The sequence below is a fragment of the Dyadobacter soli genome, assembly GCF_900101885.1.
Classification (GTDB): Bacteria; Bacteroidota; Bacteroidia; order Cytophagales; family Spirosomataceae; genus Dyadobacter; species Dyadobacter soli.
Genome location: NZ_FNAN01000023.1, coordinates 61,887 through 87,356, shown reverse-complemented (window position 1 = coordinate 87,356; position 25,470 = coordinate 61,887). Strand labels below are relative to the sequence as shown.

General features: G+C 50.9%; 19 protein-coding genes. 12 read left to right on the top strand and 7 right to left on the bottom strand.

The window, feature by feature from the left end:
• The first annotated feature begins 41 nt into the window (after positions 1 to 41).
• The 3 genes from pgmB (at position 42) to BLQ88_RS30730 (ending at position 5,422) form a co-directional block, all read left to right on the top strand.
• A complete protein-coding gene (gene pgmB, locus BLQ88_RS30740) occupies positions 42 to 692 on the top strand; it encodes a beta-phosphoglucomutase (protein ID WP_090156855.1) in 651 nt (216 codons plus the stop codon).
• Entirely contained in the window at positions 689 to 3,004 is a 2,316-nt protein-coding gene (locus BLQ88_RS30735; protein WP_090156854.1) for a glycoside hydrolase family 65 protein, read from the top strand. The genes pgmB and BLQ88_RS30735 overlap by 4 nt, the downstream gene beginning before the upstream one ends.
• A 306-nt stretch (positions 3,005 to 3,310) precedes the next feature.
• Complete coding sequence (locus BLQ88_RS30730) at positions 3,311 to 5,422, top strand: tetratricopeptide repeat protein (protein ID WP_229212940.1); 2,112 nt, start codon at positions 3,311 to 3,313, stop codon at positions 5,420 to 5,422.
• Between the two features lie 126 nt (positions 5,423 to 5,548).
• On the opposite strand, the gene BLQ88_RS30725 is transcribed toward BLQ88_RS30730, so the two are convergent.
• Complete coding sequence (locus BLQ88_RS30725; protein WP_090156852.1) at positions 5,549 to 5,926, bottom strand: response regulator; 378 nt, start codon at positions 5,924 to 5,926, stop codon at positions 5,549 to 5,551.
• A 210-nt stretch (positions 5,927 to 6,136) separates the two neighbouring features.
• Here BLQ88_RS30725 and BLQ88_RS30720 point away from each other — a divergent pair, with 210 nt between their 5' ends.
• The 6 genes from BLQ88_RS30720 (at position 6,137) to BLQ88_RS30695 (ending at position 12,526) form a co-directional block, all read left to right on the top strand.
• The gene (locus tag BLQ88_RS30720; RefSeq protein WP_090156851.1) at positions 6,137 to 6,421 is read left to right on the top strand and encodes a YtxH domain-containing protein; all 285 of its coding nucleotides are present in this window, start codon (positions 6,137 to 6,139) and stop codon (positions 6,419 to 6,421) included.
• Positions 6,422 to 6,432: 11 nt separating this feature from the next.
• Positions 6,433 to 6,744: a hypothetical protein gene (locus BLQ88_RS30715; RefSeq protein ID WP_090156850.1), complete on the top strand. Its 312-nt coding sequence runs from the start codon at positions 6,433 to 6,435 to the stop codon at positions 6,742 to 6,744.
• A 460-nt stretch (positions 6,745 to 7,204) separates the two neighbouring features.
• Entirely contained in the window at positions 7,205 to 8,647 is a 1,443-nt protein-coding gene (gene rpoN, locus BLQ88_RS30710) for an RNA polymerase factor sigma-54 (protein ID WP_090156849.1), read from the top strand.
• A gap of 26 nt (positions 8,648 to 8,673) precedes the next feature.
• Positions 8,674 to 10,137, top strand: a complete 1,464-nt coding sequence (locus BLQ88_RS30705) for a sigma-54-dependent transcriptional regulator (RefSeq protein WP_090156848.1) — start codon at positions 8,674 to 8,676, stop codon at positions 10,135 to 10,137.
• A gap of 20 nt (positions 10,138 to 10,157) precedes the next feature.
• A complete protein-coding gene (locus tag BLQ88_RS30700) occupies positions 10,158 to 11,585 on the top strand; it encodes a hybrid sensor histidine kinase/response regulator (RefSeq protein WP_090156847.1) in 1,428 nt (475 codons plus the stop codon).
• A gap of 83 nt (positions 11,586 to 11,668) precedes the next feature.
• Positions 11,669 to 12,526, top strand: coding sequence for a hypothetical protein (locus BLQ88_RS30695; protein ID WP_090156846.1), 858 nt, complete (start codon positions 11,669 to 11,671; stop codon positions 12,524 to 12,526).
• Positions 12,527 to 12,577: 51 nt separating this feature from the next.
• Here BLQ88_RS30695 and BLQ88_RS30690 read toward each other — a convergent pair whose 3' ends face one another.
• The 6 genes from BLQ88_RS30690 to BLQ88_RS30665 all read right to left on the bottom strand — a co-directional run bounded on the left by BLQ88_RS30690 (position 12,578) and on the right by BLQ88_RS30665 (position 21,602).
• The gene (locus BLQ88_RS30690) at positions 12,578 to 15,685 is read right to left on the bottom strand and encodes an efflux RND transporter permease subunit (RefSeq protein WP_090156845.1); all 3,108 of its coding nucleotides are present in this window, start codon (positions 15,683 to 15,685) and stop codon (positions 12,578 to 12,580) included.
• A 218-nt stretch (positions 15,686 to 15,903) separates the two neighbouring features.
• A complete protein-coding gene (locus BLQ88_RS30685; protein ID WP_090156844.1) occupies positions 15,904 to 16,992 on the bottom strand; it encodes an efflux RND transporter periplasmic adaptor subunit in 1,089 nt (362 codons plus the stop codon).
• A 53-nt stretch (positions 16,993 to 17,045) separates the two neighbouring features.
• The gene (locus BLQ88_RS30680; protein ID WP_090156843.1) at positions 17,046 to 18,293 is read right to left on the bottom strand and encodes a TolC family protein; all 1,248 of its coding nucleotides are present in this window, start codon (positions 18,291 to 18,293) and stop codon (positions 17,046 to 17,048) included.
• A 102-nt stretch (positions 18,294 to 18,395) separates the two neighbouring features.
• Positions 18,396 to 19,763 carry a HAMP domain-containing sensor histidine kinase gene (locus BLQ88_RS30675; RefSeq protein WP_090156842.1) on the bottom strand — a complete coding sequence of 456 codons (1,368 nt, stop codon included), beginning with the start codon at positions 19,761 to 19,763 and terminating at the stop codon, positions 18,396 to 18,398.
• A gap of 6 nt (positions 19,764 to 19,769) precedes the next feature.
• Positions 19,770 to 20,456 (bottom strand): response regulator transcription factor, encoded by a 687-nt coding sequence (locus BLQ88_RS30670; protein WP_090156841.1) that lies wholly within the window; start codon positions 20,454 to 20,456, stop codon positions 19,770 to 19,772.
• Between the two features lie 108 nt (positions 20,457 to 20,564).
• Positions 20,565 to 21,602, bottom strand: coding sequence for an App1 family protein phosphatidate phosphatase (locus tag BLQ88_RS30665; protein WP_090156840.1), 1,038 nt, complete (start codon positions 21,600 to 21,602; stop codon positions 20,565 to 20,567).
• Positions 21,603 to 21,647: 45 nt separating this feature from the next.
• Here BLQ88_RS30665 and BLQ88_RS30660 point away from each other — a divergent pair, with 45 nt between their 5' ends.
• From BLQ88_RS30660 to BLQ88_RS30650, 3 genes are all read left to right on the top strand, one after another.
• A complete protein-coding gene (locus tag BLQ88_RS30660; RefSeq protein ID WP_090156839.1) occupies positions 21,648 to 22,544 on the top strand; it encodes a diacylglycerol/lipid kinase family protein in 897 nt (298 codons plus the stop codon).
• Positions 22,545 to 22,843: 299 nt separating this feature from the next.
• Positions 22,844 to 23,995 (top strand): alpha/beta hydrolase family protein, encoded by a 1,152-nt coding sequence (locus BLQ88_RS30655; protein ID WP_090156838.1) that lies wholly within the window; start codon positions 22,844 to 22,846, stop codon positions 23,993 to 23,995.
• 2 nt (positions 23,996 to 23,997) lie between these two features.
• A complete protein-coding gene (locus BLQ88_RS30650) occupies positions 23,998 to 25,332 on the top strand; it encodes a GntP family permease (protein WP_090156837.1) in 1,335 nt (444 codons plus the stop codon).
• Positions 25,333 to 25,470: the final 138 nt, after the last annotated feature.

Below are 25,470 nucleotides of genomic sequence, written 5' to 3'. Positions count from 1 at the left end.
TGCTATTTTTTACTATTTTGCAAGATATTAAATTTGAATCTATGCCCTCAATACAAGCTTGCCTTTTTGATCTCGACGGGGTAATCGTCGATACCGCCAAGTTCCATTACATTGCCTGGCGGGAAATGGCACAAGACCTCGGTTTCGACCTAACGCGCGAAGAAAATGAACGCCTCAAAGGCATAAGCCGCATGGAATCGCTCGAAATCGTGCTATCGATCGGCGGCGTTCAGCTGTCCGACGAAGAGAAGCTTCGCAGGGCCACCGCCAAAAACGCCCGTTACCTCGAACTTTGCATGCAAATGACACCCGACGACGCATTGCCGGGCGTACGCCGTTTTCTCGATGAGCTGAAACAAAACGGCATCCCGAGCGGACTCGGTTCGGCGAGCAAGAATGCGAAGGTCATTCTCGAAAGAATCGGCATGCTGCACTATTTCGATACGATCGTCGATGGTAACCGCATTACGAAAGGTAAGCCCGATCCGCAGGTATTCCTCATGGGCGCGGCTGATTTGAATGTTGCGCCGGCGCATTGCGCCGTATTCGAGGATGCGGTAGCAGGTGTCCAGTCGGCCAAAGCGGCCGGAATGCTGGCTGTCGGCATAGGGGAAGCATCGGTACTCATGGAGGCCGATATTGTAGTTCCCGGTTTTGAAAATTTTGGTTTGCCACAATTGGAAAACATATGAAGAATTACATTACGCACGATGAATGGTGCATCGTAGAAGAAGGTTTTCACCCCGAACATAACGAAATCACCGAAAGCCTCATGAGCCTCGGCAATGGCCGGATGGGCCAGCGCGGCAATTTCGAGGAAGGATATTCAGGTAAAACATTACCCGGTAACTATGTAGCGGGTGTTTATTTTCCTGACAAAACACGGGTAGGCTGGTGGAAGAACGGTTATCCCAACTATTTTGCCAAAGTACTCAATGCCTGCAACTGGACCGGCATCGAAATCCGCGTCGGTGCCGAGCTGCTCGACCTGAATACCTGCAAAATCGAGGAGTTCCGCAGGGTGCTCAATATGAAAGAAGGCGTGCTCGAACGCACTGCCACGGTTACGCTCTCGGGCGGCAGGAAGCTGCGCATTCATTCCAAACGCTTTTGCAGCATGGCCGACGACGAGGCCGCAGCAATCAGTTACAGCATGGTGCCGCTCAACTTCACCGACCATTTCAGCATGACGCCCTTCCTCGACGGCAATATCCGCAACCGCGATTCCAATTACGACGAGTCTTTCTGGAACGGCATCGCGCACGAGGCGCAGGCGTGTGAAGGGTATCTCGTGCTCGAAACGAAAAGCAATCCTTACCAGGTAGAGCAGTTCCGCGTCGCTACCGGGATGAAATTTGATTTTAAACTAAATGGCCTGCCCGCCGAGCCATCGGTGCAATACATCGCGCGCGACAAGTATGTGCACGGCAGTACGCAGCTGGAAGTCCGGGAAGGGCAGGAGCTCACGATTTATAAATATGCCGTAAACCTCTCATCGGCCAACTATGCGCACGACGAGCTGATCCCCAATGCCAAAGCCTACATTGCCCGCATTGCCGATAAGGGCTTCGACCGCATGTACGCGGAGCAGGTGCAGGCGTGGGCAGGCAAGTGGGAGAAAAACGACATTACCATTGCCGGCGACGTGGCCGCGCAGCAGGGTATAAGGTTCAATATCTTTCATTTAGGTCAAACCTACACCGGGGAAGACGAGCGCCTGAATATTGGCCCGAAAGGCTTTACCGGCGAGAAATACGGCGGCAGTACCTACTGGGATACCGAGGCTTACTGCATTCCGTTCTATCTCTCCACGGCCGACGAAAAGGTGGCGCGCAACCTGCTTGTTTATCGCCATAAGCATTTGCAGAAAGCCATCGAGAATGCGGCGAAGCTGGGTTTCACCGACGGCGCGGCGCTTTACCCGATGGTGACGATGAACGGCGAGGAATGCCACAACGAGTGGGAAATCACTTTCGAGGAGATCCACCGGAACGGTGCCATTGCGTACGCCATTTACGATTATACCCGCTACACGGGCGACGAAAGCTATGTCAACGACCTGGGTCTTGAAGTGCTGATCGGTATTTCCCGGTTCTGGAAGCAGCGCATCAACTGGTCGAAGGATAAGGGACAGTATGTAATGCTGGGCGTGACGGGGCCGAATGAGTATGAAAACAATGTCAACAACAACTGGTATACCAACTACATCGCCTGCTGGACGCTGCGGTACACGCTGGAAGTGATCGATAAGCTGTGGAAAGAAGATTCCCGCAAGCTCAACGAAATCATTTTCAAAACAAACCTGCAACTGAATGCGGAACTCCCCGATTGGAAGCGCATTGTGGACAACATGCATTATCCGTTCGATGAAAACAGGCAGGTGTATTTGCAGCAGCAGGGATTCCTCGACAAAGAATTGCTGACCGTCACGGACATTGCCGGACAGCGTCCGATCAACCAGCGGTGGTCGTGGGACAGGATATTGCGCTCATGCTTCATCAAGCAAGCGGATGTACTGCAAGGGCTGTACTTCTTCGAACACGAGTTCGATGCAGCGACTATCCGCCGCAACTTCGAGTTTTACGAACCGATGACCGTGCATGAGTCGTCGTTATCGCCTTGCGTGCATTCCATACTCGCGGCCGGACTTGGTTTGCGGGAAAAAGCTTATGAAATGTACCTGCGTACGGCCCGTCTGGATTTGGACGATTACAATAATGACACTGAGGACGGCCTTCATATTACTTCGATGGCCGGTACGTGGATGAGCGTCGTGAAAGGCTTTGCCGGGCAGCGCGTAACGAACGGTATGCTGTCCTTCAAACCGTACATTCCCGACCAATGGGAGGGATATTCGTTCCGGATCGGGTTCAGAGGTACATTGCTGAAGGTAACCGTCTCGCAGCAGTCGATTTCCATTGAAAACGCCTCGGAAAGTGCTCTGACAGTTCTGGTTAATGATAAACAGGTTTTTATCGATGCGCTGGCTTCCGTGCAACTCTAATCACCGGTAGTTTACTTAAAATGATGTTATTTATTTAAAAAATTATATTATACCTGCAAATTAGCAAACGGTCTTAGCAATTATTGTAAATTTCCCTGATTACTTGTAGGTTAGTGGCTTTTGAGCCATTAAGCACCCCCTATGGTACAGAAAATCTGCTTACTTGTGATGACAGGTATGTTGCTGATGTTGACGGTGTTAGTGCCGCGGCAAGTCGCAGCCCAGGATTTTAGTGAGTGCCAAAAAATTGTAAAAGAACTTCTACCTGTTTTTAATAAGTCCTTCGAGGAAAATAATCCAGCATTATTGAGAGGTGAAGAATATCAGCGTGGCGTCCGCACCTTGCAGGCCGCCTACGCTGCCTATCATAAACAGGCTTTCCAACCTTCCGATTCGGTACAGCGGATGAACAACGAGGCGGTTATCCTCGCGCTTACCGGCAATTATCAAAAGGCATTGCACATTATGGAAACGCTCGACCTCGGCGAGCTCGATCCGCTTTTGCATTATAACCGGGGGCTTTTTGCAATGCTATCGGGTAAATATGATGCGGCACGTAAAGACTTCTTCGATGCTCCCGGTAGTTCTGCGGCAATAGTGAATAGCCTCGTGGCGCTCGGCAAGCAGAAACGATACAATGAAGCCGCCAGGTACGCGACCGATAATTCCGCAAAAAATACCGGTGGTAAATGGAATTTCAACCTCGGGATGGTCCACAAGTACGGCGGCAGGCTGGAAGAGGCGGTGGACGAGCTGACGACCGCGATCCGCCAGAAGGACGAAATGGCTTACCGCCTGCAACGCGGCGACATCCTGATGCGCACCGGCAACGAAAAGCGGGCCGTGAAGGATTTCGAGAAAGTCGCACGTACGCACCCGAAGGCGCAGATACGTTATGCGAATGCGCTGCTTTCGCTCAGCCAGTTCGGAATGGCGAAGGCCGTTTTTGAAAAATACCTCGAAACCGACGACCGCACCTTCCGGGGCGATGCTTACCTGGGGATGGCGCATTCGTGCTACGGCCTGCATCAGATCGGTGAGGCGCAGCGGTATTACAAGCTGGCATCGACGTTGAAGCGCGAAACACCCGCATTACAGTCCGGCATCGCGAATACGCACCTTTCCAAACACGAGTACCAGACGGCATTCACGCTTTTCGACCGGGTAATCAAAAAGGATTCGACCTATTTACCTGCCTACCTGGGCCGCGCCGTCGCGAATTACGGTCAGAGGAAATACGACCAGGCGCTCAAAGATTTCAAGAAAGGCGAGAAGGCATTGAACGAGGACAACAAGTTCTTCGCCGATCTTTTTGTGACCAAAGCTTTTTCAGAATACTACTTAAAAAAGACGGCCCTGGCGCAGGAGGACTTCCAGAAGGCGATCAAGCTCGATCCGATCCGATACGAGGCACTGGCGGGATTGAGCGGCATTATGATCGACTTGAAACGGTATTCGGAGGCGGGGCAATACCTTGCCAAGGCGTTGCAGTACGAGCAGGGTTACGACCTGATGTGGAGCAACTACGGCAACCTGCTGCTGCATTTCGATATGTACAAAAAGGGCTACCAGGTTTTCAAAAAGGCGGTTTCGCTGAACCGGGCCAATGTGAATGCGCAAAATGGCTGGGGGATCGCATTGCTGGAAAACGACCAGCTGGATAAGTCCATGGCCGTTTTCGACAGCCTCGTCCGCGAGAAGCCGGAGCTGCCGTTTTTGCACAACAACCACGGCATCGTGCAGGCGTACATTGGTAACCGGCACGACCAGAAACACCAGGTGAACGAAGCCAACGCCCGGTATGACGGGGCATTCGAGGATTTCAAACTTGCAATGGCTGCCGCACCGGGCCGGAAGTTCTATAATGTGAACCAGGGCAATGTGTACCGTTACATGGAGCGATACGACGATGCGAAGCTGAGCTATCAGAACTACCAGGACAAAAGTGCATTGAACAATACGGCGATAATGTATGCAGGCCAGGAACGGCTCAAAGATGCAAAATACTACCTCGGCATTGCTATCCAGATCGACTCGCTGCACCGTGTGTTCCAATACAATATGAATGTGCTCGTGAAAGGTAAGCAGCAGGAAATGATGCGGCTCGTGGCGTCGTCCGACGAAAATAGTCCGTTCTCCGACATCGGAATTAAATACAGCCGCGACGGTTTCGTGACAATCTACCTCTACGACTACGAATACGACGTGCTTACCTTCCCGGGCCGCCACTACATGCCTTTGCCGGTGGCCGAGTACAAGGAAGATTATTTTATCCCCGAATACGATTTCAAGCTCGTTCCTTACGAGAAAAAGAAAGGCGATGCGGTGAAGAAAAAGCACACGCGTTACCGCAGTCAGAAAGTGAAAATGCCGGGTAGCAGGGCGAGATCGGGGACGAAATGCCCCGTACTGTTTTAGAAGTTAACCCGTGCTAAACCACTACTGTTGCTCGCTTTGTGCAATATTTTCTACGGACAACCAGGGTGAATCCCCAATTGATGCAAGTATTTCCACGATTCGTTGTGATGCCAATCCTGTAAATGCTCAGATTTCGGTTGCTGGTTTTGTGAAGATATTCTTGACTTCTACAAAGCTTATGGGTTTATCGAGGAAAAAGTCGGCGCCGTTTCTGAAAGCTTCGTCTCTCAGATTCGTCATGGCGCTCATCATCACCACTTTTGCATTTTTACCCGGGTGTACGTCGCGTATCTGGCGGATTGCCTGAACGCCTTTGCCGTCGGGTAAGTTGTTGTCTATGAATATCCAATCGGGGCTCATATCCCGGACACAATCAAGACCTTCGGTTAATGAAGCTACCACCCGGACATTGCCTTCGGGTGTTTTAATATTCAGTTGCCTTATCAGAAAATTGCGCATCAACACTCCCAAGTCCCTTTCATCTTCAATTATAACAATTTTCATAGCGCCGTGTGAGAAGTAATAATTTCAGTCATCGGTAGTGGAGGTATTTTCCTTTGCCGTATGCACGGCATTTGGATTGCAAACTAACCTTTCGGGTTAAGCAAGGCAATAATCCTGCCATTTAAAGGCGGCTAAGCCATAGCCCGATTGGTACAGGATTTGCGACGGTTTTGTTTGAAACCAAATGATCCACATTAAAACACGTGTGTTATGTCAACGAACAAAATCATTTTAGGGATAGTAACAGCGGCGGTAGCCGGTGCGGTGATCGGTTTGCTGCTGGCACCGGAGGATAGCAAGAAGACGATCAAAAAACTGAAAAAGAAAACCAACGACCTCGCAGGTGATCTGATAGCCGCATTGGAGAAAAGCAAAGCGAAAGCGGCCGACGCAGCGGGCCAGCTCAAAAAGGAGGGCGAAGCGTACGCCGACGAAGCAGCCGGAAAAGCTGAGGAGTACGTCGACAGTGCACGCGAACAGGTAGGTAATCTTTAATATGAACAGCCATGGACTCAACCGGTGAACCTGCGAAGTCGCGGAAGGTGAAAGAAACCGTTTCTGGGACGATCGACTACTTCAAAGACCTGATGGCTGCGGGCCCCGAGGGCATTGCCGGGCGGGGCGTAGAAGTCGGGCTAGGTGCATTGCTGGGAAGAACCGCGCTCAGGCGCCTTCCGGCTCCGTTCAATCTGATCGCGCCGCTGCTGATTGAAAAAGTCATTATGAAGCATGGTGTGGAAGAAGGAAGGGAGTTGTTGCTGAAAGGCTTGTACTGGGTCAAGAATGCGACCGACGAGAAGCCTTTGCAGCCAGCCTGACCAATATTCATATTCATTGAACGAAACCCTTCCTTGCCGGAGGGTTTCGTCGTATATGGACGGGCAAGGGTTTTGCATTTCGTATAGTACCGTTTCAACGTGGGTAATGTTGCGCAGGCAGCATCACGGCACGGGGAGAAACGATAGTCGTGATCCTTTTAAATATACGATATCTTTTGATTTTCAGTCAGATGAGGCGGCCAGCGAGCAGGTGCTGGTAGCAGAAGCGTAAAGTGTCCGTATGATTATCACCGTGTCGGACGCCTTGGCAAAAGCCGATCAGCGTGGCTGCGGGGGCGTTTTTGGATGGGGAGTAGCTCTACATTCTGAAATATTGTACTCAGTATGTGGAAATAACTACGCAATCTTCGGTAACGCACCTCTCCGTTGAGTCAAGATTGGATAAAGAGTCGTAAATTTAAAGCACCAAGAGAATGTAAATTTTACCCTTAGTTGCTATATGCAAAGACAGACGCAGACGCAGAGACAGACTTTAAAATACTCTCCCTTGCAAATTCAGATGCTGAATTTACTGCACCTGACTACAATGGAGCTTGAACAAAGGATTAAGGAAGAACTGGAAGAAAACCCTATACTGGAAGAGGGGAAGGAGGAAAGTACGTCGGAAGATGCACCCGAAGAGTTCGACGATGCGGACAATTCGTCGGGCGGCGAAGATAATTCCGTACAAGATTATTACGACTGGGACGAGTTCCGCGACGACGACATTCCCGACTATAAAACGTATGCAAACAACCAGTCGGCGGACAACGAATTATATACCCGGCCGATGGTGGAGGCGATCTCTTTCAGGGACGACCTTAAGCAGCAGGTACACTTTCTGCAACTGGATGAGCGTCAGCAACTGATCGCGGACTTCATCCTCGACTCACTGGACGAGGACGGGTTCCTCAGAAGGGAAAGCGATGTGATTGCGGACGATATTTCATTTGCGAACAGCATGTTTATCGACACCGACGAAGTGAACACGATGCTGAAAATTATCCAACAGCTCGATCCGCCCGGCATAGCGGCCAGTGATTTGCGGGAATGCCTGCTCATCCAGCTCAACCGTATGGACAACCAGAACGATACCTGGAAATGGTCTTACAAGATCGTCTGCGATGCATTCGACGAGCTGGGATCTCGTAATTACGACAAGATCATGCGGATTACCGGGCTGGACGAGGAATCGTTAAAAAAGGCCATTCAGCTGATCACCACACTCAATCCGAAACCGGCATCGGGCCTCCGCAACGACTCGATCGTGAACGAAAGCATTAAGCCGGATTTCATGCTGTGGTATACGGAAGACGGGGAGATCGAAGTGCAGCTTACCTGGGGAAACAGCCCTGCCTTGAAGCTGAACAAGGTTTTTACCCAAATGGCGGAGGAAAAGCGGGATAAGGCCACCAACCAGTTCCTCAAAAACAAGATGAATTCGGCCAAATGGTTCATCGACGCTATCAAGCAGCGCGAAAACACGATGCTGAATACGTTGAAGGCGATTGTGAGGCTGCAATACGACTACTTCCAAACCGGCGATATCAAGAAACTTCGCCCGATGATCCTGAAAGACGTGGCGGAAATCATCGATATGGACATTTCTACCGTATCTCGGGTTACGACCAACAAATATGTGCAGACGCCATTCGGCATTGTGCTGCTGAAAGACCTGTTCACGGAAGGCGTGACGAATGAGGACGGTACCGAGGTTTCCAACCGCGAGATCCAGGAGGCGATCCGCGAGATAGTGGCGGAAGAGGATAAGCGCCATCCATACAATGACCAACAAATTACAGATATGCTTGCGGAAAGAAGCTATTCCGTCGCCCGGCGTACGGTGGCGAAGTACCGCGAGCAGTTGAATATACCCACCGCGAGGTTGAGAGTTACTATTTAAAAACAAGTTAAGCCCTTACACCCGGCATGAAAAAAATAGTTGTTGTTGATGATGAAGCGGATATTTGCTTCCTTTTGAAGCGTTTTTTGTCAAAAAATGATTTTATAGTAGAAACAGCCCAGAATGGTAAAGACGGGCTCGCATTGATAGAATCCATTTCTCCGGACCTTGTCATGACCGATTTCAGGCTCGGGGATATTACCGGGACCGAACTGCTGACGACCATCAAATCCAAAAGGCCTAATGTGCCCGTCCTGATCATTACCGGTTATTCGGATATCAAAGTGGCCGTGAATGTGATGAAGCTCGGCGCTTACGATTACATTACCAAGCCGCTTTTCCCCGACGAAATCCTGGTTACCGTAAAAAAAGCCATCGCCGACGCGGAGGCAGCGCAAAACGAGGATCAGCAGTATATCGCCCCGGCAGCCACTTCCGACGGCGTTTCAGAGCCGGTGAAATCCAGCCGTAAAAGCCAGTCGCGTACAAAAGCGGGCTACGTGATGGGTAGCAGCGATGTGTCGGATAACCTTTTCCGGCAGGTGGACCTGGTTGCGCCTACCAATTTCAGTGTGATTATTTACGGTGAAAGCGGCTCGGGTAAGGAGGCCATTGCGCAGGAAATCCATAACCGCTCGAAGCGCAGGGATATGCCGTTTGTGGCGATGGACTGCGGTGCTATTTCCAAAGAACTGGCAGGTAGTGAATTGTTTGGGCATGAAAAAGGCTCATTTACAGGAGCATTACAGACTAAAATAGGGCATTTCGAGCTGGCAAACGGCGGTACGCTGTTCCTCGACGAGGTATCCAATCTTTCCTACGAAATACAGGTTGCATTGCTCCGCGTGGTGCAGGAGCGTAAAATGCGCCGCATCGGCGGTTCGAAAGAGATCGATCTCGACGTGCGGATTATCGTGGCGAGTAACGAGCGGTTGCTCGATTCGGCGCGTAATGGCAAGTTCCGTGAAGACCTTTATTACCGGTTCAATGAATTCACGATCGAAGTGCCTGCATTGCGCAACCGCAGGGATGATCTGATGCTTTTTGCTACGACGTTTCTTGAAACTACCAATGCGGAGCTCGGCAAGAATGTAAAAGGGTTTTCGGAAGAGGTTAAAAATGACTTCCTGAATTACTCCTGGCCGGGTAACCTTCGCGAGCTGAAAAACGTGATCAAGCGTTCGACGCTGCTTTCGGACGGTGAATTGATCGAAGAAAAGGCATTGCCGTTCGAAATTGTGAACTACAAGCGCCTGAAAGACCTCGACGACGAACCGACCCCGGCGATAAGCGCGGCATCTTCGCTGCTTTCCGACAATGCCGATGGCGACGAAACCAAGCCAAGCCTGAAAACAGTGGCCAACGAGGCCGAATATGACATGATTATGCAGGTGTTGCGGGATGTCAATTTCAATAAAAGCAAAGCGGCTCGTTTACTGAACATAGACCGTAAGACGCTGTATAACAAAATGAAACAATTTGATATCTGATAGCGGAAGCGGAGCGCGGAATGAATAAATTGATCAGGGTACTGCTGGTAGACGACGACGAGGACGATTATTTCCTGACCCGTGAATATTTTCAGGATCTGGTCAACTGGAAGTTCGATATCACCTGGTGCGCCACTTTCAAAGATGCGGAGGCACAGATCAGGAACAACAAATTCGACCTGTACCTGTTCGATTACCTGCTCGGCGAAAACACCGGTATCGACCTCATCGAACTTGCGTGCAATTTCGAATGCGAGGAACCAATTATCCTGCTGACCGGCAAAGGCGATACCAAGATAGCCGTCGAGGCATTGCGCCTGGGAGCTGCCGACTACCTCATCAAAAGCGAACTCGACGCCGAAAAGCTGGAACGGAGCATCCGGTATGCATTGGAGCGCACATCGGTACTCAAAGCATTGCGCCATAGCGAGCGCCGTTACCGCCGCGTATTCGAAGAATCGAACGACTTCCTGTTTATCAGCGATCTGGAAGGCAATATCATTGATTTCAACGATGCTGCGAGCATTCTCACGGGCTATTCAGGTGAGGAGTTGAAAGAGAAAAAGATCACCGAATTCGTGGAAGATCCTCTGTTCGCGACGCGCTGGAAGGACATTGCCGACCAGCCCATTCACGATCAAGAAGTACGCCTGATCACAAAAGATGCGGATAAGAAGTACTGCCTCTTCTCCGCCTCGGTGGAAGTGGACGACGACCATCCCTACATCCAGGGCCGGTTACACGATATGACCGCCCGGAAGCAGTCGGAAAAAGAAAGGTTGTTTTCTGAAAAAATGGCGGTAACGGGCCGGCTCGTGCGTATGCTCGCGCATGAGGTGCGTAACCCGCTCACGAACGTGAACCTCTCCGCCGAACAGCTCGAAATGGAGCTTACCGACGAAGACCAGAAGTTTTATACACAAATCATCAAGCGCAACTGCACGCGTATCAACGACCTGATCACGCAACTGCTGCAACCATCTTCTTCGGAAGATATAGAGCTGGTGGAGAGTTCGGTGCATTCGGTACTCAGCCAGGCTATTTCGGCTGCGCTGGACCGCGTGCAGCTCAAAAGGATCCAGATCGTCAACGAATTTGCCGAAGAAGAACTCGCATTGCCGCTCGACACGGTATCCCTGCAAATGGCTTTCCTGAACCTCATTACCAATGCCATCGAGGCCATGGAGGAGGACAAGGGCATTCTCAGGATCTCGACCCGCAACCACGGCGACCATATCCAGGTAGTGTTTGTAGATAATGGCTCGGGTATCAGCGAGGAGCATATGGACAAGATTTTCGAACCCTATTTTACCGGTAAAAACAATGGAATGGGGATCGGTTTGTCGACGACCATGAGCATTATCCACGCACACCACGGGCGCATCGAGGTGCAATCGGAGCTGGGCAAGGGTACTACCTTCACCATCAGTTTCCAGTCGGCCAAATAATTGCCTGCAACTGCATTAGCCGACGTTTTTCATGCAACGATCGGGCGGAGACGCGCGTAAGGGCAGAGAAAACCGGCACTTCTATGAAACCCATCTTTACATTCCTCTTCTTTGCCGCATTCATTCAGGTCCGGGCGCAGGACGCGGATTACTACCGGAAAATCTACACCAAGCCGATTGGCGCAAAGCCGTACAACACCGAATCACTGCTTAAAAAGTTCGGCGATGTGAAGGTGCATGATCGCTGGTATGTGGGCATTAGTGGTTTTGTGCGGAATGATAAAAACACGATCAACAACGATTTCGACCAACTGATAGGCACGGAGTCACCTACGGTATCGGCCTGGGGCGCTACTGCCGGATGGGTTTTTAAAGAGCAATGGAATGTGGAGCTCGAATACGACCGCGCGGCCATCCATAATGTGCTGATGATTTACGGGGATAACCCATTGAAATACCAGATGGAAAACGATAAAAACAGCCTGATACTCCGTGGGAAATGGCGGCTGCTTTTCGGAAAGCCCTCCGTTCGCAAATCGGCATTCTGGATCAGCGCCGGGGCTGGGCTCGTGCCCAATTCCGGGCGGGCGAAGGATTATATGGAATTTTCCGGCTATCGCAACCGAGGCCCGCGGCAGGGCGTCGACACCTTGTTTATGTCAAGCGACACACGCATTGCCAAATCCATGACCGGCCTGGTAGAAGCGTCGGCAGAATATGTGATCAAAGTCGTCAAGTCGATTGATATGTCGCTATTTGCCCGTAAACAATGGGGTATGGGCAATTCCCTGACTACGGATTTGGTATACAAAGTGAATGGCGTAGAAACAGAACGCGCGCGGATCGAGGGCGACGGCTCAGGGTGGAATTTCGGGGTGTCGCTGCGGTATGTGTTTCATATCGGGTATGATTTCTCGAATTTGAATAATGGTAAAATATAAAAAGGCCATCCGCGTGTGCAGATGGCCATCACTCTTACTTCACAACATTCATCAGGCATACTTAGAAACCTTCACCTTCCTATTGAAAAACCCGTAAATGATCGGGAATATCAGCAGCGTCAGCACGGTAGCGGTGATCAATCCCCCGATTACTACAATGGCCAGCGGCTTTTGGGTTTCAGAACCGATACCGGTGGAGACTGCTGCCGGGAGCAAACCAATGGCGGCCATCAAGGCAGTCATAATCACCGGTCTGATCCGCGATTTTACGCCTTCGCGGATCGCGTCGTCGAGCGTCATCCGTGCAGCCAGGTTTTTATTGAATACCGAAATCAATATCACCCCATTTTGAACGCAGAGACCGAAAAGGGCTATAAATCCTACACCTGCAGAGATACCGAAGTTCATATGTGTGACGTGCAGCGCGAGGATACCGCCGATCAATGCGAATGGCACGTTGATCAGCACCAGACCCGCGTCTTTGGCATTGCTGAACATAATGAAGAGTAATATGAATATCCCTACCAAACTGATCGGTACCACTTGTCCCAATCGTGCCGTAGCGCGTACCTGGTTCTCGAACTCGCCCGACCAGCTTACCGAATAGCCTTTTGGCAACGATGAAAGCAACGGCTTCACCTTCGATTGCGCTTCGGCAATGGTACTGCCCAGATCGCGCTCGCGGACGGAGAATTTCACACCGATGAAGCGCTTGTTGTTATCGCGGTACACGAATGCCGGACCGGTAACGGTGCGGATGGTCGAGATTTCCTTCAACGGAATTTTCCCGCCGGTCAATGTAGGTACCATCAGCTGCTGAATATCGTCGACCGTGCGGCGGTACTGCTGTTCATAGCGCAGGCGAATATCGAATTTCCGCTCGCCTTCGTACAGGATCGACGCCGTTTTACCCCCGATCGCCATCTCGATTACCGCCTGAGCGTCGGCGATGCTTACACCGTACTGCGCCATTTTGTGGTCGTGGAGGATGACGCTGATCTCCGGCTGGCCAATGTTCCGCAGGATACCCACGTCTTTGATACCCGGCACATCCTTGATTTTTTCCAACACCTCATTGGCCTTTTGGTTCAACGTTTCGAGGTCGTCGCCGTAGATTTTCACGGCATTACTTGCATTCATCCCCGCCACGGCCTCGGCCACATTATCGATAATGGGCTGCGAATAATTGTAGTTAATGCCCTGGAATTCTTTCAGTTTCGTGTCCATTTGTTCGATCAGGTCGTCCTGGCTGATCTTGCGTTTCCATTCATCCTTCGGTTTCAAGTTCACCTGCATTTGCACATAATAGAAGCCCGACGGATCGGTACCGTCGTTGGAACGGCCGGTTTGGGACAATACCCCATTCACTTCCGGAAATTCATTGAGTTTGGCACGAAGCGTCGTTACCATTTTGGTGGTTTCGGCCAGCGAGCTGCTCATCGGCATTTTGGCTTCCACCCACAACGCGCCTTCATTCAGTGTCGGAAGGAACTCGGTACCGAGGAATTTGGACGAAAAGAGCGTAATGCCAAGGAATGCGAATGCGAAGATGACGCTCAGTTTTTTGCGCGCATAGCACCATTCAAAACCTTTGATTACCGTGTGGTCAAAAAAGCGCACGACCGGATTGCTCTTTTCACGCACATTCTTTTTGAGCAAAATAGAACAAAGTACCGGCACCAGCGTGAGCGTGTACAACAATGCTCCGAGCAATGCGAAGCCGAGCGTGTAAGCCAGTGGGGTGAACATTTTGCCTTCCACTTTCTGAAAACTGAAAATGGGGATCAATGCGGTGATAATGATGAGTTTGGAAAAGAAAATGGCTTTACCGAGCTCCCCGCCGGTGCGTTTGATGAGGCCTAGTTTTGAGAGCTTGTTGAAACGGTCCATACCATTCCGGTGCGCCAGATGATCCAGCGCCACGAATATCCCTTCCACCATCACCACGGCGCCGTCGATGATGATCCCGAAGTCGATAGCGCCCATCGAGAGCAGGTTGGCCGACATGCCTTTCAATTTCAAGCACATGAATGCGAACAGCAATGCGAGCGGGATGATAATGGACACGATGACGGTCGTGCGCCAGTCGGCCATGAAAAGGAACACGATCACCGTCACGAGCACGATGCCTTCCACGAGGTTATGCTTTACGGTATGCGCGCAGAACTCGATGAGGTTGTCGCGGTCGTAGAATGTGACCATTTTGACATCCGGCGGGAGGATTTTGGTATTCAATTCCTCGATTTTATCCTTTACCCGAGCCAGCACTTCGCTCGGGTTTTCGCCTTTTCTTTGTACTACAATACCTTCTACCACGTCGTCATTTCCATCGAGTCCCACTTGCCCTACACGCGGCATATCGGATTCCTTCACGTCGGCCACGTCCTTCACTAGCACGGGGTAGTCTTTCACATATTCGACAATGATGTTCTGAATGTCGGGAATGGAGTTTAGCAGCCCGATCCCGCGTACCACGTACGCCTGCCCGTTTTTCTCGATCACATCCCCGCCGACATTGATATTGCTTTTCGTAACGGCCTGGTACACTTCCAGGGGCGTAATGTTGTATTTCACGAGCTTGGTGGGGTTCACCTGTACCTCGTAAATCTTGTCGCGGCCCCCGAATGCGACCACATCAGCCACGCCCGGCACGCTGCGCAACTGGCGGTCAATCACCCATTTGTGAAGGGTAAGCAGCTCGCGGCTGTCGCGGTCCTTGCTTTGCAATGTAAAACGGAAAATCTCGCCGGTAGGGCCGTAAGGAGGCTGCACGTCAGGCTCGACGCCGTCGGGCAGCGACACGGTGCGCAACTGGTTATTCACCTGTTGGCGGGCGAAAAAGTCCTCGACATTATCATCGAAAATGATCTTGACAATGCTCAAACCGAACATCGTCGTGCTCCGTACATTGGTTTTCTGCTGCACGGAGTTCATAGCGACTTCGATCGGTACCGTCACGAAACGCTCTATTTCCTCGGCGCTGCGCCCGTTCCATTGCGTTACGATGATGATCTGCGTGTTGGTCACGTCCGGAAAAGCTTCCAGCGGCGTGTTTTGGTAGCTGACAATGCCCGAAATGATCAGCAGGCCTGTCATAAAGAATATGAAGAACCGGTTTTTCAATGAAAACCCGACGATTCCCCGAATGAATTTGTTCATGAGTCAATGATTGAATGACTGAATGATTGAATGATTGAATGATTGAATGAGTGAATGAGTGAATGAGTGAATGAGCGAATGGGTGGCTGTGGAATGGCGAATGAGCGAATTTCGAATGAGTGGATGGCTTGCACAGGAGATGGCTGTATGAGTACTCATGCGTAAGCAATATTCGATCATTCAATCATTCGATCATTCAATCATTCAATCATTCGACACTAATCATTCAAGGCATCATACACAAGCAGCTGATTCTTGGAAATGATCGTCTCGCCGGGTTTGAGGCCTTCGCGTACGTACGTCGTATTCGCGAGGGAACGGTAGACTTCCACGGGGCGCGTTTCGATTTTCGTGCGGCTGTGATATACCATTACCCAATTCTTGCTACGGTCGAAAATGACGGATTGGGACGGGATCGCCTGCATCTGTTCGCCCTCTTCGAAGTTAAGGCTGACGGTCGCGTGCATTTCGGGTTTGAGTTTGAAACCCACATTCTGCAACTGAATGCGAATTTTCATCGCCTTGGTGTCGGGGTCGAGGACGTTGTAGATTTTATCGACTTTACCTTTAAAAACTTCGTCCGAAAAGCTGATCGTGCGGACTTCCGCGGGCATACCGAGCTTGATGCGCGGAATGTCGCTCTCGTTCACATTGGCCATCACCCACACATCGGCGATCTGGCCCACGGTGAAGAGGCTTTCGGAGTTATCGGAACGCAGCTGCATGCCGCGGTTCACATTTTTGTCGATGATAAAGCCGTTGATAGGAGATTTGACAGTGTAGTTGGTGGATTTACCCAAACCGTAAATCGAGAAAACCTCCTTCACGCGGTTCAGCTCCGCCTGCGCTTTGTCGACAATCTGACGCGCCGAAATCACATCGCGCTCCGGTACCAGTTTACTTTCGAACAAATCTTCGGTCGATGAAAGGTTTTTCTGCGCAATAAGTAAGTCGGACTGCGCCTGGATCATCTGGCGCTCGAAATCAGCCACTTCGCCCGAGCGAATGGTAGCGAGTTTCTGGCCTTTGCGGACGTTATCGCCTAGCTCCACATCCACTTCTTCCACATTACCGCCCACCAGCGGGTATACTTTAATGACCTGGTTCTCGTCGGGAACGACCTTGCCGACCAATGTGAGCTCATTACGGACCGGCTCGGTGCGCACGGTATCAATTTTAATGCGGCTCATCATGGTATCCGAAAGCATAAACGCTTTCGACTCGTCGTTTTCAACCTTTTTTTGCTCGCAGGACGTCAGCCACACGCCCACAGCGGCCAGCACGACAACATACAGTGTATTTTTCATTGGGAAATGCATTAGTGGCAATGCCGTGAATAAGTTGTGTTCAGTTTGAATGGTTAGTTGAATAGTTCTTCGCCGACGACGTAATTGAGCTCCTCGTATACCTTGATGCGGTCGGCTTGGAGGCGGTTATATTCCTTGATGCTCTCGTTGTAGGTTTCGATGAAGTCGATGAATTCCAGCAGGGTAATGTTCCGTTTCTGGAAATTGTCATAAATGCCGTTGCTGAGGAGCTGGAACTGGTCGGTGAATTGCCCTTCGACGCTTTGGAATGCCTTATCGGCAATGCCCACTTTTTGAACGGCGGCATCCACCTCGTTGCTCACGCTGTTCTGCTTGGCATTCTCGGCGGTTTTGTAGTAGCTGATATTGCTTTTGGCCGCACGGATATTTCCCTGGTTGCGGTTGAAAAACGGCAGGTCGATGCTCGCATTCACGCCGAAATAGTTGTTCTGATAGTTACTGGCCTGGTCATATACCGCCCCTACCTGTACGTCCGGTTTCGCCAACGCTTTTTGCAAGGTGTAGTTCAATTCCGCTTGTTTCGTCTCCGATTGCGCTACTTTCAGATCGGCGCGGCTTTGCAATGCCTTTTCTTTCAATGCGGCAAGATTGTAGCGGTCGAGGTGGTAGCGCTGAATTTCAGTGCTATCGACGATCGATTTAACAGGTTGCTCCGTGCTGAGTAATGTGCGGAGGTCGCGCTGGTTTTCCTGTAATTCAAAAAGAATATTGGCCCGCTCGTTAGTGAGCTCGAAAAGTAGTGCTTTGAGACGGACGACCTCTTTGAGCGAGATATTCTTGCGGTTATATTCTTTATCAAACGCGCTGACGGTCGTGGTGAGCGTCGCGATCTGGTTATCGTAGAGCGCTACGGTCTGTTCGAGGTAGTATGACTCGAAGAAGATCTGGCGCAGCTCGAATTTTAATGTGCGAATCAGATTATAGAACTGAAATTCCGTCTTCCGGGTCGATTCCACGTCCAGTGCGACCTGCTTGTTACGCTTGCCTGCGCGGGTAATGAGTTGCTGGATCGTGAATGCTTTCTGGCCGTGCCTGCCCACATCGAGCGCACCGCGTGAGGGGTTATAGGCACTGATTTCGACCCCGAAAGTAGGGTTATTCCAAAGCTTGTCCTGGATTTCAACCGACTTCGCAATGTCGATCTGGTATTTTTCGGCCAGGATTTCCAGGTTGTGCTGCAAAAACAGGCTGTCGGCCTGCCGGATCGAGAGCCGGAGCGTGTCCTGTGCGTGTAAGGCGGTTGTTAGGAGTACTAAAAGCCCGGTGAGGTATATTCGCATAATTTCCGTGTTAGAATGTGCGATATTCCGACACCGGTATTACACCAGCCTTAAAATAACCTTAGAAAAAAATTAGAAAGCCCGGGGCTTAACCAGCGGGCCTCAAACATGGTGCAGTTGTACCTGAAATTCGCTGCCCCGGCCGATCTCGCTGGTCACGGAAATAGTACCGTGGTGCAGCTCCACGATCCGCTGGCAAATGGAGAGCCCAATGCCGAACCCCGGCAGTTCGGTGGCATTGGACGACCTGAAAAACGGGTTGAAAATATGCGGAAGATCATCCTCGCTGATCCCGATGCCGCGGTCGCGGACTTTCACAATGCAGGATTTGTCGTCCGACGAGATCAGAATCTGCGCGCTGTGGTCGGACGAATATTTGCAGGCATTGTCGAGCAGGTTGGTAAATACCCTTTTGAGCAGTTCCTCATTGCCTTCGATCACCGTTTCGTTCTCGTTTTCGGGGATCGTTTCGTAGTCGATCACCACATTGTAATCGGGGTGGGAGGAGAGTAGCTCTTCTTTCGCCACAAAGGCAAGGTCCTCGATATGGATATGCGACATTTTCATGTTACCCATATTCTCGTACGAGCGCGCGAGGAACAGCAGGTTGTTGGTAATGCTGATGAGCCGTTCGGTATCCGAAAACAGGTTCGCGAAAACCTCCTCGATTTCAGGATTATCCTTGTTGAAACGTTGCCCGAGCTGGATTTCGGATTTCAAGGCCGCTAACGGTGTCCTGAGCTCGTGAGAAGCGTGGGACACAAAGCTTTTTTGTTGTTCAAATGCTTTATTAAGTCTGTAAAGTACTGTATTGAAGTTGATTGCGAGTTGCGCAATCTCGTCTTTCCGATTGCCTTCATCGAGTTTTTGGGACAAATTCTGCGCCGTAATGAGGGATACCTGCGCATTGATGCGGCTAATGGGTTTCAATGCATTGCCTGCAAAGTAAATCCCCAGCCCGACCGTCAACGCTATCCCCGCCACCAATCCCCAGCCGAGCGTACTCCGCAGGTTCTGCAACTTGCTATGCCCGAAAGTATCGTAAGCCGACGCCAGTACCACCAGCGGATCGTCGCCCTCCTGGTACAGCAGGCCTATCACCTCATTTTCGCCCTGGTGAAACTCCATATATTCCTTTTCCCGCACATCATTCAGCAGGGAGGTATGGTAGGTAAGCAGCTTGTCGTCGACGGAAGAATAGATCAGTTCGTTCTTGGAATCAAAAATCAGTACCTTCTCATCCAGCATTTCCGAAAGCGTGTTCTGGTCGATCGCTTTGAGCAAATCTTTGTCTATACCCTTCACTTTCACGAGCAGGCGGCAGGTTGTACGGGCACGGCCGCGGAGGCGATCATAAAATTCTTCCTGTCGGTAATGCTCCGAAACGCTGTAAATGGCAATGGAAAACACCAGCAGCACCCCCGCCACGAGGAGCGTGAATTGAAGGGCGATACGGTCTTTGATCTTCATAGGAGGCTATTCTTCTTTCATAATGTACCCCATTCCCGGCCGGGTATGGATGAGCTTGGTAGGGTAGTCCTTATCGACTTTTTTGCGTAAATAATTGATATACACCTCTACTACATTGGTCCCTGGGTCGAAATTGAGGTGCCAGACGTGCTCCGCCAGGTCCATTTTCGAAACTACCCTTCCCCGATGGAGCAGGAAGTATTCCAGTAATGCAAACTCCTTGGCCGTGAGATCGATAATGTTACCGGCACGCTTCACCTGTTTGGTACCGAGGTTCATTTCCAGGTCGGCAATGCGCAGGATTTTGTCGGAAGTTTCGGGATTCATGAGCTCGGAAACGCGCAATGCGGCATTGACCCTTGCTAGTAATTCCCTGAAATCGAATGGTTTAACAATGTAATCGTCGGCGCCGCTGTTGAGCCCTTCCACCTTATCCTCGATTTCCCCGAAAGCCGTGAGCATGATAATGGGCAGCGATGGCTTGTAAATCCGGATCTGCTGGCAAACGTCATAGCCCTTCATGCCCGGCAGGTTTACATCCAGCAGTACCAGGTCAAACTTCTTTTCGAGGGCCATTTGCTTGCCCGTAATGCCGTCATAGGCAATCTCCGCTTCGAAATTTTCGGCAGCCAGCCCGCGAAAAATGTTCTGTGCGATCCTGCGGTCATCCTCAACGATCAGGATTTTTTTCATGGTTATTCCAAATAATGGGGAGGGTCAAGTTACGAAACCGTGGTTATTTGCCCAAACCCGTGCCGGTTCGGGCGCCATTGAAATAGCCTGCCTGCATTGCTTTGCCGGTCAGGATATCGCTTTTGACACAATTTCTTTTACCTCGGGTTCGGCCGGAGTCTGGAACACGAGGCCGGTATCCAGCGAATGGATGATCGCCTTGTTGCTGTGTGCGAAATAGCAGGTATCGATACCCATTTCCTGAATGCTTTTCAGCAATACGGTGGTATGAGGTTTGGTCCGTCGGCGCGTCTGGCGCATATACACGGCGCGGATACTTTGCGGGAACGTGCGACAAATTTCCTCGTAAATTTCAGGATCTTTCTGCGAATCGTCGCCGAGCAATATGAACTGCAATTCGGGGTAAAAATTGATGATATTGTGGATTTTTCGCAACTTATGCTCATGTGAACCGCCGCCGGTCATCACAAAATCATCCAGTCCCGATTTGATTTTTTTAAGTTTCAGAACAGCCTTCGGCAACCCGTTCAACTCCGCGAACCGCACGATCATATCATACAGATTCCATTCGCTGCTCGACACATAAAAGAAGATATTGCTGTCCTTCTGCGGATGCGTGCGGCTCGCGAAGGAAAGCAGCTGGTAGTGCTTCACCACGTCGTCGAAGGGCTTCCGGGCCTGCACGTTTTTGGATAACAAGACAAATAACTTCCTGAACGAACGGCGGCTATGCGAAATCAGGAATGTGTCGTCGATGTCGGAAATGAGGCCGTACGAACTTTTGTAGGGCACGAAAAATTCTTCGGAGCTTTCGGCGTGGTACTTTTTGCCGTTGATCTCGTCGTCTAATGTAACCCGGTAGGTATGCCAGCCGCCGGGAATTTCGGCGTCGAGCGGCACCTGGAAGCGGAAATAGCCATCCGCCTCCGCCGTCGTTTCGAACGTCTTTTCGCCCACGTGCAGCGTGAGCGTCAGGAACGGAATGGTTTTAATGGAAAAGAGCTCGATGATGGTTTTTGCGTAGCGAAAGCCGCGTCTGGTATACTTCCGGTCACCCGAGGGGTATTTTTTCACCACATGGCCAAACACAACGAGTTCCTTTTTGTTGGCGTAGCCGCGGTATAGTTTTAAGTCACAACGTTTCATAACTATCTTTATCCTCTACGACATCAGGTCCCTAATTTATCGAATATGTCTTCACAACCGAAAGTTTTGCTGGTAGTAAATCCCATTTCCGGGGACGTGAACAAGGATGTAATTTTTGAAAGGGTTATTGAAAAATCGGAAGCCGAGGGTTGCGACCTGCGCATTTACAACACCACCGGCGACGACGATCAGCAGACCATCAGAGAAATGGTTGAAAATATCAGGCCGGAGCGCGTGCTCGTGGCCGGCGGCGATGGCACTATTTCCATGGTAGCACAGGCAATGCATGGTACCGATTCTATTCTTTGCATTATCCCCGCCGGCTCGGCGAACGGCCTGTCCGTAGATTTCGGGCTCACCGGCTCCATCGACCAGGCCCTGGAAGTAGCATTCGAAGGCGAAGTTTCCGCGATCGACGCCGTGGAAATCAATGGGGAAATCAGCTTGCATTTGGCGGATATTGGTTTAAATGCATTACTGGTCAAAAACTATGAGGACAGTGATACGCGCGGTAAACTGGGCTATGCGCGGGAGATGCTGCGGACGCTGAGCGAGCATGAAAACTTCGACGTAAAAATCACGGCGGGCGATGAAGTGCTCGAAACAGAGGCATTGATCGTCATCATTGCCAATGCTAAAAAGTACGGTACGGGGGTGAGTATCAATCCAATAGGGGATATGTGCGACGGCTTTTTCGAACTCGTCATCGCCAAAAAGCTCGACTTCATCGAAACCGCCAAAATTCTCGCCGGCAGTACGGATTTCAACCCCGAGATTATGAAGGTAATTTCCGTTGAAAAGGCGAAGATCGAATGCGTGCAGAAAGCAGCGCATTTTCAGATCGATGGGGAATATAAGGGGCTTGTGGAAGAGCTGGAAGCAGTGATATTGCCAAGCTATGTTCGGATCGCCATTCCGGTCGGGTTGCGGGAAGAGGTTTGACCGCCGACGGCCGACCGCCGACGGCTGATGGCGGAGGTCCATTAACGGAATTTCACAACGAAACCGCCCCGTAGGGGCTTCCTGTTTGTAGCAAATCCGACCGCATCACCTGCGGTTTGGCCCCGGCGGGGCCTCCTGTTTTGCGACGCTACGAAACGACGCAGGACACCCCGCTGGGGTGTAAACATTCACCATAACACGTTTTGCTATAAACAGGATGGCCCTCTGGGCCAATAATGGCTGTATTTTACAGTATTCTGTTTGCTTGACATGCTTTTGCTACCAAACTGCAATTCCCTATGAAAATCCGATATACCATACTTGCAGGAATGCTCGGCCTCGCTTCCGCATCCTACGCCCAGCAGGCCGAACTCTGCCAAGGGGCCTATTTCACCGAAGAACAAGGCAAAGCATTCCTCGACAAGCACGTTCCCACTTCCAAAGTGGAATGGGAGGCCCGCGCCGCGGAAATCCGCCAGCAGATCCGCAATGGTATGGATTTACAATCAATGCCTGAGAAACCGGCTTCGAAACCGATCATCCATTCCAAAAAGGAAATGGACGGTTATACCATCGAAAATGTCGCATTCGAGAGCATGCCCGGCATTTACGTGACCGGCAATTTGTACCGGCCGACCAAACAGCAGAAATCCTACGCGGCCATCCTCGCGCCGCACGGGCATGGCGAGAACCCACACGGGCGCTTCCGCGAGCAGACTCAGAAGCGCTGCGCGACCCTCGCACGTATGGGCGCGATCGTATTCGTGTGGGACATGGTAGGGCAGGGTGATGCCGGCCAATGCGGACATAAAATGGCCAAAGCATTGAAATTGCAGACCATCAATAGCATTCGTTCCTTAGATTTTCTGCTATCCGTTCCGGGCGTCGACCCGAACCGCGTGGCTTGCACCGGCGAATCGGGCGGGGGAACGCAGACGTTCCTGCTCGCTGCATTGGATAACCGGGTGAAGGTTTCTGTGCCGGTTGTGATGGTGTCCGCTTATTTCTTCGGCGGTTGCGTTTGCGAAAGTGGTCTGCCTATTCATAAAAAAGGGGAATATCAAACTAACAATGTGGAAATAGCCGCATTAACCGCACCGCGCCCTATGATCATGATCTCGGATGGCGGCGACTGGACCAAAAACACACCGAATGTCGAATATCCGTTCATGCAGAAAATTTATTCGCTGTATAACAAAAAAGATAACCTCGAAGCCATGCATTTGGCCGACGAGAAGCACGATTACGGCCCGTCGAAGCGGAAAGCGATGTACGCATTCATGGCCAAACATTTGAAACTCGACCTGAAAGCCGTCACCAACAAGGACGGACAAATCGACGAGGAGCCGGCCAAAGTGCTCGAACAAAAGGATTTGGCCGTTTTCGATGCCAGCCATCCACGTCCGGCCAACGCGATAATGGGCGATGAAGCCGTGCTCAAACTCCTGTAAGCATGATCTTCATCATCGTACTGGCTGCTATTGCGTTTATCGTCCTCAGTTCCACCGTTTTAAAAATGCACCCGCTGGTCGGGTTACTGCTGGCGGCAATCGGTGTAGGCGTTTTCGCCGGTTTGCCCATTGATAAGCTAGCCGAAACCATCGGCAAAGGTTTTGGGGAACTGATGTCGAAAATAGGGCTAATGGTAATCCTTGGCTGTGTAATAGGCGCAATTCTCGATAAATCCGGCGCGGCTATCAAAGTAGCCGATGTGATATTGAAGCTGTTCGGAGAGAAGCGGCCTGCATTTGCCATGTCGGTTATCGGAGGCATTGTTGGTATTCCGGTGTTTTGTGATTCGGGGTTTATTATTTTGCATAAACTCAACCAGATCGTCGCGAAAAGAACCGGTAAGCCGCTCGCTACCATTGCATTATCGCTGTCCGGCGGTTTGTTTGCAACCCATACATTAGTCCCTCCGACGCCCGGCCCATTATCCGCGGCCGGTAACCTGGGCATCCCGGATTCCATTGGCCTCGTGATATTGATCGGTTTGATCGTCTCCATCCCCAGTCTTTTCCTATCAACCTGGTTTGCCGGAAAATATGCAAAGAATGTAAAACTGGTCGACGATGCGGCCGTAGAGGAGCCTCAGATGATCGAGGGACAATTGCTACCACCGGCCTGGAAAGCATTCATGCCGATCGTGCTGCCGATTTTGCTCATTACCCTTGCCTCATTTGCCAAAATCCTGCATTTCCCGGAAGAACTCACGCATTGGCTGAGCTTCCTCGGAAGTCCGCTCGTATCGTTCCTGCTCGCGATATTTTTCAGCTACTCCTTATTTCCGGAGAATGCTTCGCAGCGCATGATGGCCTGTTTCAAAAGCGGTATCGAGCATTGCGGCACCACACTCGTGCTAGTGGGCGCCGGAGGAGCATTCGGCGCGATTTTAAAAGAAACTTCGTTGAAAGAAATGGTGAGCGAATGGCTGCTGCACAATGAAATGTCGGGTGGCTACTTGCTGGTGATCGCGTTTTTGATTGCAATATTCTTCAAAACCGCGCAAGGATCTACTACTTCCGCGATGGTACTTACTACCAGTATTCTGGCGCCATTACTGGCATCGCTCGGTTTTGTAACGCCCGTTCAAATAACGCTGGTCGTAATGGCCGTAGGCAGCGGCGCGATGATCGTTTCACATACGAATGACGCCTGGTTCTGGGTGGTATCGCAGTTCACCGGCATTTCAGCCAAAGACACCTACCGCACGCATACCATTCTCACCGGCTTGCAGGGCGTTGCGAGTTTTGCGGCGACGATGGTGTTGTATTTTATTCTTGGATAGGGAAAGGTGGCGAGGATAATTAGGTCAGGTATTGTCAGGAATCGTCAAATGTTGCTTTTCTTGCGGTGCGCTGCACCTGGGCGTTTGGGTTAATGGTTGACGTCCGTTTATTTACAAATATTGCGGTGCGCTGCACCT

Bases quoted from the DNA above. Each gene is read 5' to 3' on its own strand.
- pgmB (WP_090156855.1), top strand. From the start codon at position 42: ATGCCCTCAATACAAGCTTGCCTTTTTGATCTCGACGGGGTAATCGTC.
- BLQ88_RS30735 (WP_090156854.1), top strand. From the start codon at position 689: ATGAAGAATTACATTACGCACGATGAATGGTGCATCGTAGAAGAAGGT.
- BLQ88_RS30725 (WP_090156852.1), bottom strand. From the start codon at position 5,926: ATGAAAATTGTTATAATTGAAGATGAAAGGGACTTGGGAGTGTTGATG.
- BLQ88_RS30720 (WP_090156851.1), top strand. From the start codon at position 6,137: ATGTCAACGAACAAAATCATTTTAGGGATAGTAACAGCGGCGGTAGCC.
- BLQ88_RS30715 (WP_090156850.1), top strand. From the start codon at position 6,433: ATGGACTCAACCGGTGAACCTGCGAAGTCGCGGAAGGTGAAAGAAACC.
- rpoN (WP_090156849.1), top strand. From the start codon at position 7,205: ATGCAAAGACAGACGCAGACGCAGAGACAGACTTTAAAATACTCTCCC.
- BLQ88_RS30705 (WP_090156848.1), top strand. From the start codon at position 8,674: ATGAAAAAAATAGTTGTTGTTGATGATGAAGCGGATATTTGCTTCCTT.
- BLQ88_RS30700 (WP_090156847.1), top strand. From the start codon at position 10,158: ATGAATAAATTGATCAGGGTACTGCTGGTAGACGACGACGAGGACGAT.
- BLQ88_RS30695 (WP_090156846.1), top strand. From the start codon at position 11,669: ATGAAACCCATCTTTACATTCCTCTTCTTTGCCGCATTCATTCAGGTC.
- BLQ88_RS30690 (WP_090156845.1), bottom strand. From the start codon at position 15,685: ATGAACAAATTCATTCGGGGAATCGTCGGGTTTTCATTGAAAAACCGG.
- BLQ88_RS30685 (WP_090156844.1), bottom strand. From the start codon at position 16,992: ATGAAAAATACACTGTATGTTGTCGTGCTGGCCGCTGTGGGCGTGTGG.
- BLQ88_RS30680 (WP_090156843.1), bottom strand. From the start codon at position 18,293: ATGCGAATATACCTCACCGGGCTTTTAGTACTCCTAACAACCGCCTTA.
- BLQ88_RS30675 (WP_090156842.1), bottom strand. From the start codon at position 19,763: ATGAAGATCAAAGACCGTATCGCCCTTCAATTCACGCTCCTCGTGGCG.
- BLQ88_RS30670 (WP_090156841.1), bottom strand. From the start codon at position 20,456: ATGAAAAAAATCCTGATCGTTGAGGATGACCGCAGGATCGCACAGAAC.
- BLQ88_RS30665 (WP_090156840.1), bottom strand. From the start codon at position 21,602: ATGAAACGTTGTGACTTAAAACTATACCGCGGCTACGCCAACAAAAAG.
- BLQ88_RS30660 (WP_090156839.1), top strand. From the start codon at position 21,648: ATGTCTTCACAACCGAAAGTTTTGCTGGTAGTAAATCCCATTTCCGGG.
- BLQ88_RS30655 (WP_090156838.1), top strand. From the start codon at position 22,844: ATGAAAATCCGATATACCATACTTGCAGGAATGCTCGGCCTCGCTTCC.
- BLQ88_RS30650 (WP_090156837.1), top strand. From the start codon at position 23,998: ATGATCTTCATCATCGTACTGGCTGCTATTGCGTTTATCGTCCTCAGT.